Annotated in this window: 16 protein-coding genes; 10 read left to right on the top strand and 6 right to left on the bottom strand. The window is 42.9% G+C overall.

Features of this window, described 5'->3' with window-relative positions; translation table 11 throughout:
* Window positions 1–5 precede the first annotated feature (5 nt).
* The 5 genes from moaC to MBUR_RS09700 all read left to right on the top strand — a co-directional run bounded on the left by moaC (window position 6) and on the right by MBUR_RS09700 (window position 3,473).
* Window positions 6–485, top strand: coding sequence for a cyclic pyranopterin monophosphate synthase MoaC (gene moaC / locus MBUR_RS09720; RefSeq protein ID WP_011499904.1), 480 nt, complete (start codon window positions 6–8; stop codon window positions 483–485).
* 82 nt (window positions 486–567) lie between these two features.
* The gene (locus MBUR_RS09715; RefSeq protein WP_011499903.1) at window positions 568–1,416 is read left to right on the top strand and encodes a ribose-phosphate diphosphokinase; all 849 of its coding nucleotides are present in this window, start codon (window positions 568–570) and stop codon (window positions 1,414–1,416) included.
* Between the two features lie 28 nt (window positions 1,417–1,444).
* Window positions 1,445–1,927, top strand: coding sequence for a hypothetical protein (locus MBUR_RS09710; protein ID WP_011499902.1), 483 nt, complete (start codon window positions 1,445–1,447; stop codon window positions 1,925–1,927).
* Window positions 1,928–2,053: 126 nt separating this feature from the next.
* Entirely contained in the window at window positions 2,054–2,671 is a 618-nt protein-coding gene (locus MBUR_RS09705; RefSeq protein ID WP_048063636.1) for an endonuclease III domain-containing protein, read from the top strand.
* Window positions 2,672–2,687: 16 nt separating this feature from the next.
* Window positions 2,688–3,473 (top strand): C15orf41 family protein, encoded by a 786-nt coding sequence (locus MBUR_RS09700; protein WP_048063635.1) that lies wholly within the window; start codon window positions 2,688–2,690, stop codon window positions 3,471–3,473.
* 9 nt (window positions 3,474–3,482) lie between these two features.
* Here the strand turns inward: MBUR_RS09700 and MBUR_RS09695 are convergent, their stop codons facing one another.
* The 5 genes from MBUR_RS09695 to MBUR_RS09675 all read right to left on the bottom strand — a co-directional run bounded on the left by MBUR_RS09695 (window position 3,483) and on the right by MBUR_RS09675 (window position 8,290).
* The gene (locus MBUR_RS09695; RefSeq protein ID WP_011499899.1) at window positions 3,483–3,701 is read right to left on the bottom strand and encodes a hypothetical protein; all 219 of its coding nucleotides are present in this window, start codon (window positions 3,699–3,701) and stop codon (window positions 3,483–3,485) included.
* A 77-nt stretch (window positions 3,702–3,778) separates the two neighbouring features.
* Window positions 3,779–5,755 (bottom strand): ferrous iron transport protein B, encoded by a 1,977-nt coding sequence (feoB, locus tag MBUR_RS09690; RefSeq protein ID WP_011499898.1) that lies wholly within the window; start codon window positions 5,753–5,755, stop codon window positions 3,779–3,781.
* Window positions 5,736–6,416: a metal-dependent transcriptional regulator gene (locus tag MBUR_RS09685; protein ID WP_011499897.1), complete on the bottom strand. Its 681-nt coding sequence runs from the start codon at window positions 6,414–6,416 to the stop codon at window positions 5,736–5,738. Before MBUR_RS09685 ends, feoB begins: the two co-directional genes overlap by 20 nt.
* A gap of 96 nt (window positions 6,417–6,512) precedes the next feature.
* A complete protein-coding gene (locus MBUR_RS09680) occupies window positions 6,513–7,055 on the bottom strand; it encodes a pyruvoyl-dependent arginine decarboxylase (RefSeq protein ID WP_011499896.1) in 543 nt (180 codons plus the stop codon).
* 491 nt (window positions 7,056–7,546) lie between these two features.
* Entirely contained in the window at window positions 7,547–8,290 is a 744-nt protein-coding gene (locus tag MBUR_RS09675) for an SIMPL domain-containing protein (protein ID WP_011499895.1), read from the bottom strand.
* A gap of 290 nt (window positions 8,291–8,580) precedes the next feature.
* On the opposite strand from MBUR_RS09675, the gene MBUR_RS09670 reads away from it, so the two are divergent.
* From MBUR_RS09670 to MBUR_RS09650, 5 genes are all read left to right on the top strand, one after another.
* Window positions 8,581–9,555, top strand: coding sequence for a deoxyhypusine synthase family protein (locus MBUR_RS09670; protein WP_011499894.1), 975 nt, complete (start codon window positions 8,581–8,583; stop codon window positions 9,553–9,555).
* A complete protein-coding gene (locus MBUR_RS09665; RefSeq protein WP_011499893.1) occupies window positions 9,552–10,601 on the top strand; it encodes a decarboxylase in 1,050 nt (349 codons plus the stop codon). The genes MBUR_RS09670 and MBUR_RS09665 overlap by 4 nt, the downstream gene beginning before the upstream one ends.
* A 61-nt stretch (window positions 10,602–10,662) precedes the next feature.
* Window positions 10,663–11,640 carry a Swt1 family HEPN domain-containing protein gene (locus MBUR_RS13075; RefSeq protein ID WP_052286229.1) on the top strand — a complete coding sequence of 326 codons (978 nt, stop codon included), beginning with the start codon at window positions 10,663–10,665 and terminating at the stop codon, window positions 11,638–11,640.
* A 231-nt stretch (window positions 11,641–11,871) separates the two neighbouring features.
* A complete protein-coding gene (lysS, locus tag MBUR_RS09655) occupies window positions 11,872–13,458 on the top strand; it encodes a lysine--tRNA ligase (protein WP_011499891.1) in 1,587 nt (528 codons plus the stop codon).
* A gap of 2 nt (window positions 13,459–13,460) precedes the next feature.
* Window positions 13,461–14,126, top strand: coding sequence for a class I SAM-dependent methyltransferase (locus MBUR_RS09650; protein WP_011499890.1), 666 nt, complete (start codon window positions 13,461–13,463; stop codon window positions 14,124–14,126).
* Here MBUR_RS09650 and MBUR_RS09645 read toward each other — a convergent pair.
* The gene (locus MBUR_RS09645; RefSeq protein WP_232221895.1) at window positions 14,100–14,339 is read right to left on the bottom strand and encodes a pro-sigmaK processing inhibitor BofA family protein; all 240 of its coding nucleotides are present in this window, start codon (window positions 14,337–14,339) and stop codon (window positions 14,100–14,102) included. The genes MBUR_RS09650 and MBUR_RS09645 overlap by 27 nt on opposite strands.
* Window positions 14,340–14,415: the final 76 nt, after the last annotated feature.

Raw genomic sequence — 14,415 nt, 5'->3', positions numbered from 1 at the left:
CGTTAATGCAGGAATTCAGCCACATTAAAGATGACCGTGCTTACATGGTCGACATCAGTAACAAAGACACGGTTGTCAGGTATGCGACAGCTTCCGGAAAAATAAAACTTCACGACGAAACTGTCGAGAAGATACGCAGCGGAGATGTGGAAAAGGGAAATGTCCTTGCCACAGCGAGGACCGCTGCCATACTTGCAGTAAAGAGAACGCCGGACCTGATTCCGATGTGTCACCAGATACCTATCACCTCTGTGGACGTGGAATTTGAGATCGGTAAAAGTGATGTTACTGCTAACGTTGAAGTAAAATCTGTGGGTAGAACGGGTGTTGAAATGGAAGCACTTACCGGAGTATCGGTTGCACTTCTTACGATATGGGACATGGTAAAATCTGCTGAAAAGGATAATACAGGCAATTACCCATCAACTGCCATTGAGAACATCCATGTTATAAGAAAAGTAAAAGAGACAATTACAAACCAATGACTTTTAATGGTTCAGTGCAAATAAGAAAGTTTACTGGTTGAAAATTCGATTACTACAAAACGAAACAAGAGAGGTACATCATTTGAAGATCATAGCAGGACCTGCATCACAGTTACTTGCGTCACGTGTGGCAAGAGAACTAAATATGGAACCAACCCTTTGCGAATTCAACCGTTTTCCTGACGGAGAGGTCTATACAAGGATACTCGAAGATATTGTCGATGATGTGACCATTATACAGAGCACACCCACCGACGCAGACCTTGTATCCCTGTTACAGCTTATCGATGCCTGCGAGGATGCGCCCACGATCACAGTGGTCATACCTTACATGGGTTATGCAAGACAGGATAAGGCGTTCAGATCTGGAGAATCTATCAGTGCACGTGCAATTGCACGGACCATCCATGCTGACAGGGTCATCACGGTCAATATTCATGAGAAGAGCGTGCTCGAACACTTCAATGCGGATTCTTTTGACCTTGACGCATCCCATTTGATAGGGAATTATATCAGATCACTGGGTCTGGAAGACCCCCTTATCATCGCGCCTGACAAAGGAGCTATCACCCTTGCAGAAAGTGCCGCAGCAGATGTGGGGATCGAGTACGATTACCTTGAGAAGACCAGACATTCCGGGGACACTGTCACCATCAAGACGAAGAACATCGATGTCACGGGGAAAGAGATCATTCTCATCGATGACATGATCGCTACGGGAGGCACTATGGCAGAATCTATAAAGCTGCTTCGTAGCCAGGGCGCTAAAGATGTTTACATTGCATGCGTACATCCTGTACTTACCAAGAATGGGGTATTAAGGCTTTACAATGCAGGCGTCCATGAGATAATAGCATCGGACACACTCGAAAAAGCACATAGTCATATTAGTGTTGCTCCCCTTATTGCCGATTTCCTGAAGAACCTCTGAAAATTACAAACATACCGAAGTGGCTACCATGGTGTTACCCGATATATGTCCACAGGACAACGAACCCCGATGTAAGAAAGAGCAATGCTATCTCTACCATATAGATTGGCGCACAGGTGAGGAGAACTGTTCCATCGGATATAGGGGGGCTCACAAACAGAGCGACCAGTCAGGAACTATGCGGGATACCTACGCTGAAGAAACACGAAAGCGTCTTGGATATACTTCGGAAACAGCGACTGACAGGCACCCACCAGACCACTCCACTCCGGAAAAAGATACTATTGCAGAAAAGAAAGAAACGGTCACTCATGTTACTGAGATAAAAGAAACCGTTGTGATGGAATCAAAGGATACTACTGTGATCGAATCACATGTTTCTGACCCCAATGCAGAAATTGTCAACGAAGCCGTAGCTTCAAAAGAAGAGACCAACAAAAAAGACAAGATCGATATGATGATGAACCTTGAAGATATTTCAGAAGATTATGAGAAGGATTTCTGGAAATAAGCATCATTGCATGCATCATAACCATACATAATGGATTATGTGCCGCATGCAACTTTTTTTACATTTATTTATTTCACAAAAGGCAACTTTAATAGTTATATAATAAAAGAACATCTTTTTAAAGAGATGAAAAACGAACGTATCCATGATATCTATAAGGTTCTCCTCGAAAAGATAGGACATCTTCAATGGTGGCCTGCAGAGACTCCTTTTGAAGTTGTGATAGGTGCAATACTGACACAGCAGACAAAATGGACCAATGTCGAAAAGGCCATAGAAGGTCTGAAAAGATATGATCTGATAGAACCTGAAAAGCTTGCGAGAGCTGACTTGGAACTTATTGAAAAGATAATCAGATGTTGCGGTTTTTATCGACAGAAAGCAAAGCGTCTGAAAGATATTGCAGGCTTCTTTGCCAGAGAAGGAATAGATGATGTTCTTTCCATGCCGACAACAGAATTGCGCAACCTCATGCTTTCACTTAGGGGAGTGGGAAATGAGACTGCCGATAGCATTGTCCTTTATGCTGCGAATAAACCGAAGTTCGTGATAGATGCTTATACAACACGTATGATGAAATGTATCGGTATTGAAGGTAATTATCTACAACTTCAGGAGATGTTTGAAAGAGATCTTCCTGAAGATGTGTCACTATATAAAGAATATCACGCATTGATAGTAGAATATGCTAAGAGCTACTGCGGAAAGAAACAGTGCGAGAATTGCATTCTGATCAACGGATGAAATGGAAAGGCTTAAAATGGAAAATGAGACATACCTCCAAATATACCATCTGGTAAATCGCCCCGAAGATATCGACACTTTATCCCTCGAATTTGGAGAATCCGTTGGAGTAATCGCCGCAATTCTTAATCAAAAAATTGTCTCAAAGGTCAAAAGGAAGATGGGACTACTTCAGAAAAGGGGGAAGAACTTCCGATATCTCTGGGAAAAAGGTATGGACATCAATACGTTGGCAACGAACAATGATGTACCAGCTACTTTGATGGCAAGTGTGATCATCAGGGAATTGGGATATTCTAAAAAACATGTTCTAAAAAATCTGGATACACTTGATGACAGGAGACTTGCATCTGAAATTGAGGAGGCGACCAGTTCGGACCATTTTTTCTCCCCAAAGGCACATGCTTTGCAGGTTGTAAAGGGGCAGATGGGGGAAGATATCATTAGTAAATGGCTTGACCATCACCAGTTAGGTTATAGCACTGAAGAAGACCTGAGGGCAATGGGAATGCAAAAGACACCTGATTTTTTCCTGGACAAACCACTCTATGTCGATGATACCGAAGTTGGATGGATAGAAAGTAAAGCAATGTTTGGAGATGAAAGGGAGCATTCCCACTATTACAAGAAGCAGTTCCAGCATTACGAGAGGGAGTATGGCACAGGGATGGTAATATACTGGTACGGCCACATTGACACCCTCGAATTTGAGGGCAACCTTATACGTGACCACAACTTTTACACGGACCTAAACGAAGAAATCGATGACGAAATAAATGAACTTCTGAGCTCAACCCTTTGAACAAATAACTCACTTTTTCTTTGCATCCATGATGCTAAGTGTATGAACGTGGGCAACCTCTTCGTCTTCATAAGATACGGCAACATCCATTATTGAAGCATGAGTACCCATGATCTCAAGCATGTCAGATACTTCGGCAAAACCTGGTGCACGCATGTTGCTCATCTCGAAAATATCCATAAGAACAGTTATGGCTGGTTTTTCACTAGTAGCTGTGATACGAGTCATATATGTTAGTTTGTCTAGTACTATTAAAGTCTACCGAGATAGAAAGATCCAAAAAATAAGACTCGATCGAACAAACTTTAGAGATTCATTCCGATCATATTGATCAGTGCACCGATCGTAAATGCAAGAGTGATAGTGAAAAGAGATATCAAAGTGGTGTCTTTCCATCCAAGCTCATTCTTTAGTATTGCAATGGTTGCAACACATGGGATATAGATGGTTGTTATGACCGCGAAAGAGTACATCTGCAAAGGTGTGAGTACCAAGGCAAAATTTGCAGTTCCAGCAAGCACAGCCAGTATCTGCAATGCCATTTCTTTCCTGAGGATACCAAAGATAAGTGCAGTTGCTGCGAATGCCGGCAAACCCAAAAGTCCCACAGATACCGGCTCCACTGCATTCTGGAACACATCCAGGACACCAAGAGAATCTATCAGACCAAGCAATGCACTTCCTGCTACTAATAACGGAAATGCAACATACATGAACTCACGCACACGCAACCAGGTCTTCTGAAAAGTAGCTCTCCTATCTGGTTTTCGTAACGGAGCCATTTCCATTATAAGACCAGTCCTTTCTCCCGGAAGCCCTTTCCCGAGCACCCAGCCGGTAGCAAAGATGATCACAAGTTCCAGTACGTAGATGGAAATAGCTGCCCAATATCCCACAAAGGTCCCCACAAGTCCAATAATTATCACAGTCCTTGCGGAGCATGGTGTCAGTGCGATCAGCACAGATGCTATCCTTTTCTCACGTACCGTATTCAGAGTGCGCGTAGACATTATTGCCGGGACATTACAGCCCATACCTAGTATAAGAGGGATGATAGCCCGACCATGAAGCCCGACTTTATGAGTCCAGTTATCGAGCAGAAAGGATGCCCTTGTCAGATAACCGGAATCCTCGAATAGTGACAATATCACGTAGAAAACCGCAATGTAGGGAATAGCGATGGCAAACCCTGCCTCGACCCCCAGAAGAGAATAGATGATGACGTTCCTGATAACAGGGTGTGAACTTGCAAGCAGACTTTCTGCCGGGGAGATAAGAAAGGTCTCGAACAGGGAAACTATGCCCTCTTCAAGAAAACCGCCCACAGTAAAAACTACAAAGAAAGTCAAGAGCAGTGCAGCAACAAGTCCGGTAATTCCCACATATTCCGAAGTTAGTACCGAATCGATCCGTTCTTTAAATGTGACCTTATGTTCGACCTGAGTTGTCACACTGTCAACGATATAACCTGCCTCACCGTAAAGGTCGCGCACGATAGTATCCGAAATAGACATGCCATGTGCTTTTTCGATATCATCGGTAATGGATTCGGATGTAATTAATAAAAGGTCGGCATCGTGAGGACGACAGCTCAATTTAACGAACTCTTCATCCCTTTCAAGTGCTCTGACCTTGATACCATACCCGATCTCTGGAAAATCCTCATCGAGTTTCTCAATCGCGCGAAGAATATGATTATCGTAATGTACCCTATGTCTACCCTCAATGGAAAGCTTCTCATCGATGGCTGCAAAAACAGCACCTTCCAGCCCGAAGCCTTTGGTAGCGATGGTAGGTACCACAGGCACCCCGAGGATCTCGGAAAGCTTTTCAATATCGATCTCGATGCCCATTTCCTTTGCAGCATCCATCTGATTAAGTGCTACCACCATAGGTATGTTAAACTCAAGCAATTGCAGTGTAAGGAAAAGGTTGCGTTCAAGACGTGTAGCATCGACCACATTTATGATAGCATCCGGATATTCACGCAAAAGATAGCGTTTTGAAACTTTCTCATCCTCAGTTGATGCGCCCAGAGAATATATGCCAGGAAGATCGACAACATCAAGCTTCTTAGAACCTACATTGACACTGCCGTGTGTAAGTTCCACAGTAGTTCCGGGATAGTTCGCCACTACAACTCCCACGCCAGTGAGCCGGGAAAAGAATGCGCTTTTACCGACACTGGGATTGCCCACAAAAGCTATGGTCATGTCAAAATCAGGCGGCCTCGTCTTACGAACATTCGCAACAGGGCCATCATTAAATTCTGTCGTTTCCACGTGGATACCTCTTCCTCATACCCAAACGTACAAATATCTTCTTAGCGATCTCATTCCCAAGAGCTATCTCAGTACCCCGGGTCAATATCGAAGTTGAACCCTGCTTTTGTTTACGTTTAACCTCTATGTTCTCACCGGTTATCATTCCAAGTGAGCTAAGACGCCCTTTTGATGAATCTGACAAGGTCATCATAACAACCGTACCGAAATCCCCTTCTTTAAGATCGGCCAGAGAAACATAGCTCTCCTTGAAAGGACAATGCTCATTCCCATCTGCGGGTTTGCAATCGATATTGTTGTTACCAAGGTAATTGCACATGCTTTCCACTACAAGATCAGACACCGTGTGTTCAAGCCCGCAGGCTTCGTTATGTGCGACCTCAGGTTCGAGGGCCAGTACATCAGAAAAAAACGTCTCAATAACATGGTGTTTACGGCGAATACTGTTCACCTGAAGGACACCTCTGTTCGTGAGCTCAACACCATGATAAGGTTCGTGTATCACAAGCCCTTCATCCGCCAGCTTTTGCACCATTTCAGAAACTGAAGCTTGAGAAAAGCCAAGCTCTTCAGCAATATCCTTGTTCTTGACAGGAGTCCCACGGCTCTTGACAAGGGAGTCTATCGTTTCAAGATATTCTTCTATACGGTCGCCAGTCATCTTGTTCACACTATATTATATGTGTGGCTATAATCCCTGTTCTAAATATATAAATTGTGGTTAGCCATACCGAAAATTATTCGGATACATACCAATTCAAAGAACGAATACCATAGAAACAACGACCGTTGTCCACAGCCCGTTTTCATCCCCTTTTACACAGCGGCAATAGTGAACAGTATCGAATATATGACCACTCGCCTTATACACCCGTTCCCTTTCCCCCCACGCAGAATCAGCATCGAACTCGATGCCAAGCGTGGTAGCGAGCATTGTAGCTGCAAGGTCTTCCGCATAGATCCCCGCAGTCCGTTCATCCTCCCCAAAAGAATGATGTTCGGAGATATAGCCATAATCATTACTATCAACAGGCACTGCATTCCCAATAGCTGCTGCGATCATCCGTTCCGGCTCATTGGTCTGGTTCTTTGCCATGACACAATATACTATCTGCCCGGGAGCAAGTTCTTCAAGGCCCTCTTTCCTTGAAACAATAGAACAGTTCGGAGGTAGTATGCTTGAAACGGTCACAAGGTTGAATTTTTCGATACCCGCATCCCTTAACGCAAGCTCGAAAGATGCCAGTTTATCCTTGTGCACGCCTGTGCCTTTTACCACGAATGCTTTTTTCGGGATCATAGTCAAGGCTATTGAGAAGAGACTTAAATATGTTTCGATAGACGGGAGAAAAAAAGAAGATTGAAAAGATAAGAACAGATATGAAGAAGTAAACGAGCCACTAACTTCATTCAGAAGATTTGATTATAATATAGAAAAACAAAACATCATAGTTGAAAATCCAAGTAAAAATGATGGCGGATGGGTTTGTGGCTTTACAAGTAAAGCTCCAAGAAAATTAAAGACGACAGATAATTATTACGAGAACATTATTGTTCATTTAAATCAATATCACGAAAAAGACGACATCTGCAAATACAAACTATTAAGTGAAACAGTTACAACTCTTCCAGTACCTAATTTTCCTGCAAAGATTGTAAACTACAAAGGAAAATGGGAAATGGTTTAAAGTGACTTTAACAAGAATATCCAAAATCTGATATTCTTAATTAAAAAAAGTAAGAATAAAAAGAAACAAAAGTCCCCATTTATTCCATGAGTCCACGTACAGATTACTTAATAAGATACGTTACATGCACTGACATTGAAACGGTTGATTCACCAGACATGATTGGAGTGGAGCTGCCTCCCATATCCATTGCTTCTTCCGCTACATCGAAGAAAACCCGGGAGCTGAAACCATCACTTATTGATGATGCCTGTACACCAACTATTCTGACACCAAGGCTGTCAGCGAGCAGTTCAGCTTTTGAGGATGCATCTGCTACTGCTTCATCGATTAATTCTTCACGAAGCTCTTTTTGCATTTCATCAGAAACTGAAAAGGATACACCGCCTATCTGGTTGGCCCCGGCCGCTGCAGATTTATCAACAATATCACTAAGGAGTTCGAGATTAGTAGTTATAATCTCTACACTGTTGGAAGCTGAGTAGCCCTCTATTGTGCGTACACCATCGTAATTGTAGATTGGGTAAACAGAAACATAGGACGTTCTGATATCTTTATCCTCCAGACCGAGATCCTTGAGTTCCTGCAAAACAGTTGCCATTATAGCTGCATTTTCCACGGATGCTTCTTTTGAAGTGTCCGCATCGATTACTACACCTATGCTAATTGATGCAGTGTCAGGAACGACTTTTTCCTCAGCACTTCCACTCATCTGGATTGTATTTTCTGATCCGGGTTGTACAGACGTACCTGAACCTGCAAACATAGCTGCTGCCATTAGGACGAGAGCTATTGACAGGGCAAGTACAACGTAGAACAATTTGCTATTTGAATTTTCTTGAGACATGTCTAACACCTCATTGTAGTTTACTAAGAAACACTATACACCAGAAGTTTATATTCTTGCCTTAAGCTACGAATAAAATTGAACCTATATTTATAGCAAAAATTCAGCCACCTTCACTGTTATTTCGGGTTTAATTTCCGGAAAGATTCAATCCTTTCTCTCACAAGATAAAACAGTGCGTATCGGTAAGTATGTTTGAAATGCTTCTCGACTTAACAAAATCAAAACAGACCAACATTTATATATGATTCAAAGATTCCATCAACCTCATATTTAAACGGTGATCTTTAATGGTAAAAGTAAAGGACCTTAAATGGAAGCAAAACATGACAGTATCAGAGCTTGTCGATTCCTATGAGTTCATAGGATTCCAGAGTGTAGAGCTTCAGCGGGCATCCGATGTGATCGTGAAGATGAAAAAGGATTCAGCAAAGGTCTTCCTTACATTTACCTCGAACATGGTTACCTCAGGGCTTCGCGGATTCTTTGCACAACTCATAGACCTTGGCGTTGCCGATGTCATCGTCACTACCGTAGGCGGTCTTGAAGAAGATATAATGAAAGCCACAGGAGAGGATTTCCAGATAGGCTCTTTCCATACAGATGATGTTGAACTTCATGAACAGGGAATCAACCGTGTCGGGAACCTGCTCATCAAAACAGAGAGTTACATGAACTTCGAGAGCCTCGTCGATAAGATCCTCAAAGAGCTTTACGAAAAGCAAAACCGCTGGGCAGTTTCGGATATGCTCAGGGAGATAGGACTTATGCTCGATGATGAGAGCTCCATACTCTATCAGGCTGCGAAGAACAACGTACCTATATTCTGTCCTGCCATAACCGATGGAGCGTTCGGATTCCACCTCTATCTGTTCCAGCAGGAACACCCGGATTTTATCGTGGATGTAGTGAAGGACTTCGGGAACATCCTTTTTGCCAGCAGTCATGATGACCGCAAGGGGGTCATAGCCCTTGGTGGGTCCATCTCAAAGCATCATGCCATCTTGAGCACCCTCCTGAACGGAGGTGCTGAATATGCAGTATATATGACAACTGCTCACCGCACCTCAGGAAGCATGTCAGGGGCTAACACCAATGAAGCAAAGTCATGGGGAAAAGTCAAGGACGAAAGTGATGTTGCTACGGTCATAGGAGATGTGAGCATAACCTTCCCTCTGGCAATGATAAGGGCACTTGATGAACTGGCAGCCGATGGTCTGCTTAAAGGGCTGCAGGAGAACAGGACCACCGGAGTGGTAAAATGAACAGCAACATACCTGCCCCCAGATTCACCCTTTCAAAAAAGATAATCCTTGAGCAATACCACAAGGTCAAGGACGTAGCGGATATTGTAGCATTCAGCTCAAAGACGAACCCGAAGGTCAGCCCGTTGATCGAAGCTGAGACCGATGGGCTTCTGAGTGTCCACATGCCAAACGAGCTGAAGCACACAGAGGACATGTCAAGGGTATTGTTCCTGGCACAGGCATGGACACCTGAGATGATAAGGGAGCTTTACGAGAAAGGCATCCGTTCCTTTGCAGTTGATAACGAGTTCGATCTCGATACATTGCTTTCTACAGTCGATGATACCGACTGGAAGATCACATTATTGTTACGCCTCAAGCTTAAGGAACACTCCATACGCACTGAACGTTACTTCGTTTTCGGAATGAGCTCGGACACCATCAACAAAAGGATAGCTCAGCTTAAAGGTAACAAGAACATCGAAAAGCTTGGGGTTCACTTCCACAGGAAAACACAGAACGTGAACGAATGGAAGATCCAGCCTGAGATAGAGGACGCACTCACTGAAGGAACACTGGAAGCCATCGACATACTGAACATCGGAGGAGGGCTGCCTTCAGAATATGCCAACACCAATGTTGATGTCATAAACGGAATATTCAGACGCATATCCGAACTTCGGGAATGGCTTCATGAAAAGGAAATCAAGCTCATGATAGAACCAGGCAGGTTCATATCCGCACCTGCAGGGAAACTTGTGAGCCACATAACAGGAGTATATGATAACAACATCATAGTGAACGCATCTGTATATAACAGCGACATGGATGCGATCCTGGTTCCCGTGAAACTTCGAATTGAAGGTGAGGTCGGCAACGATAGTGGAGAACCCTATGTTGTGAAAGGGTGCACACCATGTTCCATGGACCTGTTCAGGTATCGTGTTTACTTAAAGGATGAACCAAAGATCGGGGACGAGCTGGTGTTCATCAATGCAGGAGCCTACAATTTCTGGTCGAACTTCTGTGATCTTGAAGAGATCGTAACAGAAATAGTGGAGTGACTGATTAAGATCGAAGTTTGAGATCGTTTGCAAATTTATTTATGATAGTTGAGGAATTGGTTTGGAAAATAGTGAATTGTTGGGAACGAAACTCAGATGTCTGTATTCAGCTATTGCTTCTCTTAAGGATACGATTAATATTGCAAATATTGCAGATTCTTCCCTACTAGGAGAACATATACCCCACAATTTAAGAGACTGGGGGAATAAAGATTTTCAATATGACTCTGATATCAATCAATTTTTAAGGGATGCTTATGAAAACGATCCAGAGTCCATAGCGGACTTCATTAATTATTTAATTGACAGCTTACCAAGGCATATAATTTGTAGAAGACATGATTCAATTAATTGTGCACTATACAATGAAAAATATTACGATTATAATAATTTAAATGTAGTTTGCCCAACATGCAATCAATTCTTAGAAAACAACATACTCCGAAAGCTAACAAAGTGTGCGAATGAGTTAGGCTACTACAAATCAGAAGAGGGATTTTTCGAATTCAAATTGAGCCAAGGTTTATCTGTGGAACATATAGTATCAAAAATTCAAGAAGACACCACAGTAACTAAAAACTTAGAGGCGATTGTTCCAAGCGATTTAATTGAAAAAAGCAAAGAAATGGCAGAAGTTTATACTTTAGTTTATTGTATAGAGAATAGTTTAAGATTATTTATTGACAAGCGTTTCAAAGAAGAACATGGAGAGAACTATTTAGACAAAATTGCAATTGTGAGAGGTCTCTCAGACAAACTGAAAAATAGAAAAGCAGACGAAGAAAAACACAAGTGGTTATCTTTGAGAGGGGGAAATGATTTGTTTTATTTTGACCTTGAAGATTTTAGTCGGCTCATCGAACGTAATTGGTCAGTCTTCGAAAAGGATTTCCCTGAGCTTCATTGGATCACAGCTAAAATTACTGAAATTGCTAAATGTCGAAATCTAATTGCTCATAATAGTTATGTAGGTCATGATGAAAAAGTATTGTTGTCACTATACTATAAGCAAATACTAAAACAGATTTCTATTAATTAAGATTTTAAATTCGCAACTAATAATTAAATAGTCTCAAATTTAGTTTATTTTATACTGAACAAAAGAGAAATACAATGAACCAAAAGTATCTAGTAAAATCATAATTCCTAAAGAACCAGACAATTGTGCCACACATTTTGCAAGATTCTAAAACTACTAAAAACATTTTCAACTAACCTTATAATATTGAAATCCATCTGTACATCAATTATCTTATTATCGGTGATCAAAATGACTGAAATTACACACTGGGCAGATGTTATTGCTGAAGAAGCAGCAAAAAATGGCAATAAACATCTGGTATCCACCGGAATTACCCCCTCCGGTCACATCCATATAGGGAATATGAGAGAGGTCGTAACAGCTGATGCAGCTTACAGGGCAATGAACGATGCAGGACTCGAATCCGAGTTCATATACATTGCAGATAATTTCGACCCTCTCCGTAAGGTCTACCCGTTCCTCCCTGAAAGCTATGCAGAACATGTGGGAAAACCTATTTCCGAGATCCCATGTCCATGCGGAGAATGTAAGAGCTACGCAGAGCACTTCCTCACACCTTTCCTTGAAGGTCTTGAGAAACTGGGAATACACCCTAAGGTATATCGTGCAGATGAGCTTTACAAGAGCGGAAGGTTTGTTGAAGCTATCAAGGCAGCCCTCATAAAAAGAGATGATATCGCAAAGATCCTGAAAGAAGTATCAGGAAAGGATGTCCTTCCTGAGTGGAGCCCTTTCAATCCTATATGCCAGGAATGTAAGAAGATCAATACCGCAACGGTCACCGGATTTGATGCAGATGCAGAAACCGTTGACTACGAATGTTCCTGCGGACACTCCGGCACGGTCTCAATGATAGGCGGCGGAAAGCTCACATGGCGTGTGGACTGGCCTGCAAAATGGAAGATGCTGAATGTAACAGTCGAACCCTTCGGAAAGGACCATGCTTCAAGAGGCGGTTCATACGATACAGGAAAGAGGATAGTGAGGGAGATATTCGACCACGAACCACCTCAGCCTATAGTCTATGAATGGATCATGCTCGGACAGAAGGGAGCAATGTCATCATCAAGCGGTGTTGTTGTATCGATCTCCGACATGCTCAAAGTAGTGCCACCGGAAGTATTGCGTTACCTTATCATGCGTACAAAGCCTGAAAAACACATCAAGTTCGACCCTGCACAGCCATTGCTGACACTTGTGGATGAATATGAACGCCTCAACTCCAACACTGAGATCGAAGGCCTTAACAAGCGCGTACTGGAACTATCCCACGCAAAGGGCATCTGCCACACCGATATACCGTTCAAGCATATGACCACCATTGCCCAGGTCGCGCATGGTGACTTCGACAAGATCATGAAGATCATTGGACGTGCCGGCTACGACACCACCAACGAGAAGTGTATAAGGGAACTTGTGAACAATGTCGCTAACTGGCTCGAGATGTACGCACCACCATTTGCAAAGTTCAGCGTGAAGGACGAACTGCCTGAAGAGACAGCAAGCCTCACAGATGAACAGAAAGCATTCCTCGGTGCAGTCTCGGAGATCATAGGGGACAGTGGAGAACTGACAGGCGAAGATTATCATAACCTCGTTTATTCTTCAAAGGAAGCAGGTTCGCAGCTGAACAATAAGATAGCTGCAAAACTGGGCGTTGATGATGTGGAGATAAATCCCAAAGATATGTTCAAAGCCATCTATACATCAGTACTTGGCCAGCAGTCGGGTCCAAAAGCCGGATGGTTCCTTTCATCCATCGACCAGGACTTCCTTGCAAAGCGCTTCAGTGAAGCAGCCTTGTACCGACCCTGAACATGACAGAAGGTAGAACGACCATATCTCATTTCACAGCATGGGAGGACGAATACTCCCATGTGAAATGGGGCGGAGCAGCACCCATAGATGCAATACGCTCACGAATACCTGAAAAGGGTCGCATCCTTGATGCCGGTTCAGGAAATGGTCGCCACCTTCTACCCTTATCTAATTATTACAATTGTATTGGGATCGATGTATCCACAAAGGCATTGACAGCTTCAAAAGAGTATCTTGCAAAAAGGGATAGAGAAGCACACCACTCCACAGCCTCGATCACCGACCTTCCGTTCCAGAACAACAGTTTTGATGCCATTGTCTGTTTTGGGGTGCTGCAGCACCTTCTCAGAAAAGAAAGAGAAACAGCGGCCTGCGAATTTGAACGTATCTTAAAGCCCGGAGGCATGATATTCCTTGAGGTCTTCGGCATAAACGACATGAGATATGGCGGAGAAGAGGTCGAAGAACACACATTTGTTCGCCAGAGCGGGATAATCTATCACTATTTTACAAAGGAAGAACTGAAAAGCCTTTTCTGTGGATTCACCACGAACGACATCAATGATGTGATAACAAAAAAAATATTCAAAGGCGAGTCCTATACCCGCCACATGGTCAACGGCATCATTCAAAAGGTATCAGAAAGTGATACCAAGATAAGCTAAAAGCACTAAAAGCAAGGCGCCGACAACTCCTGCCAGTGCACAAACAAGTATAGTTACCCAGGTGAATGCGATGTTTATCCCCAAAACGAACTTTGCCACAAGAAGGATAACGATGCCAAGCACCGTGTTTACAACCATATTCTTGATGCTTTTAAGCACTTTGTACAATATAAAGGCCGCAATTATTGCAACCAGTACTATTATCAGTTCCATTACCATATTGATCGGTATAAAATAGATATCAAAGGTATTTAATTTTTGCTTTTAAAAGAGCTCAAAAACCCATCCA

It is taken from the genome of Methanococcoides burtonii DSM 6242, from assembly GCF_000013725.1.
GTDB classification, from domain to species: Archaea; Halobacteriota; Methanosarcinia; order Methanosarcinales; family Methanosarcinaceae; genus Methanococcoides; species Methanococcoides burtonii.
This window is presented reverse-complemented; position numbering and strand designations above follow the sequence as displayed.

Bases quoted from the DNA above. Each gene is read 5' to 3' on its own strand.
- MBUR_RS09675 (WP_011499895.1), bottom strand. From the start codon at position 8,290: ATGTCTCAAGAAAATTCAAATAGCAAATTGTTCTACGTTGTACTTGCC.
- MBUR_RS09680 (WP_011499896.1), bottom strand. From the start codon at position 7,055: ATGATCCCGAAAAAAGCATTCGTGGTAAAAGGCACAGGCGTGCACAAG.
- MBUR_RS09670 (WP_011499894.1), top strand. From the start codon at position 8,581: ATGGTAAAAGTAAAGGACCTTAAATGGAAGCAAAACATGACAGTATCA.
- MBUR_RS09700 (WP_048063635.1), top strand. From the start codon at position 2,688: ATGGAAAATGAGACATACCTCCAAATATACCATCTGGTAAATCGCCCC.
- MBUR_RS09695 (WP_011499899.1), bottom strand. From the start codon at position 3,701: ATGACTCGTATCACAGCTACTAGTGAAAAACCAGCCATAACTGTTCTT.
- MBUR_RS09705 (WP_048063636.1), top strand. From the start codon at position 2,054: ATGAAAAACGAACGTATCCATGATATCTATAAGGTTCTCCTCGAAAAG.
- MBUR_RS09645 (WP_232221895.1), bottom strand. From the start codon at position 14,339: ATGGAACTGATAATAGTACTGGTTGCAATAATTGCGGCCTTTATATTG.
- MBUR_RS09650 (WP_011499890.1), top strand. From the start codon at position 13,461: ATGACAGAAGGTAGAACGACCATATCTCATTTCACAGCATGGGAGGAC.
- moaC (WP_011499904.1), top strand. From the start codon at position 6: ATGCAGGAATTCAGCCACATTAAAGATGACCGTGCTTACATGGTCGAC.
- lysS (WP_011499891.1), top strand. From the start codon at position 11,872: ATGACTGAAATTACACACTGGGCAGATGTTATTGCTGAAGAAGCAGCA.
- MBUR_RS09665 (WP_011499893.1), top strand. From the start codon at position 9,552: ATGAACAGCAACATACCTGCCCCCAGATTCACCCTTTCAAAAAAGATA.
- MBUR_RS09710 (WP_011499902.1), top strand. From the start codon at position 1,445: ATGGTGTTACCCGATATATGTCCACAGGACAACGAACCCCGATGTAAG.
- MBUR_RS09685 (WP_011499897.1), bottom strand. From the start codon at position 6,416: ATGACTGGCGACCGTATAGAAGAATATCTTGAAACGATAGACTCCCTT.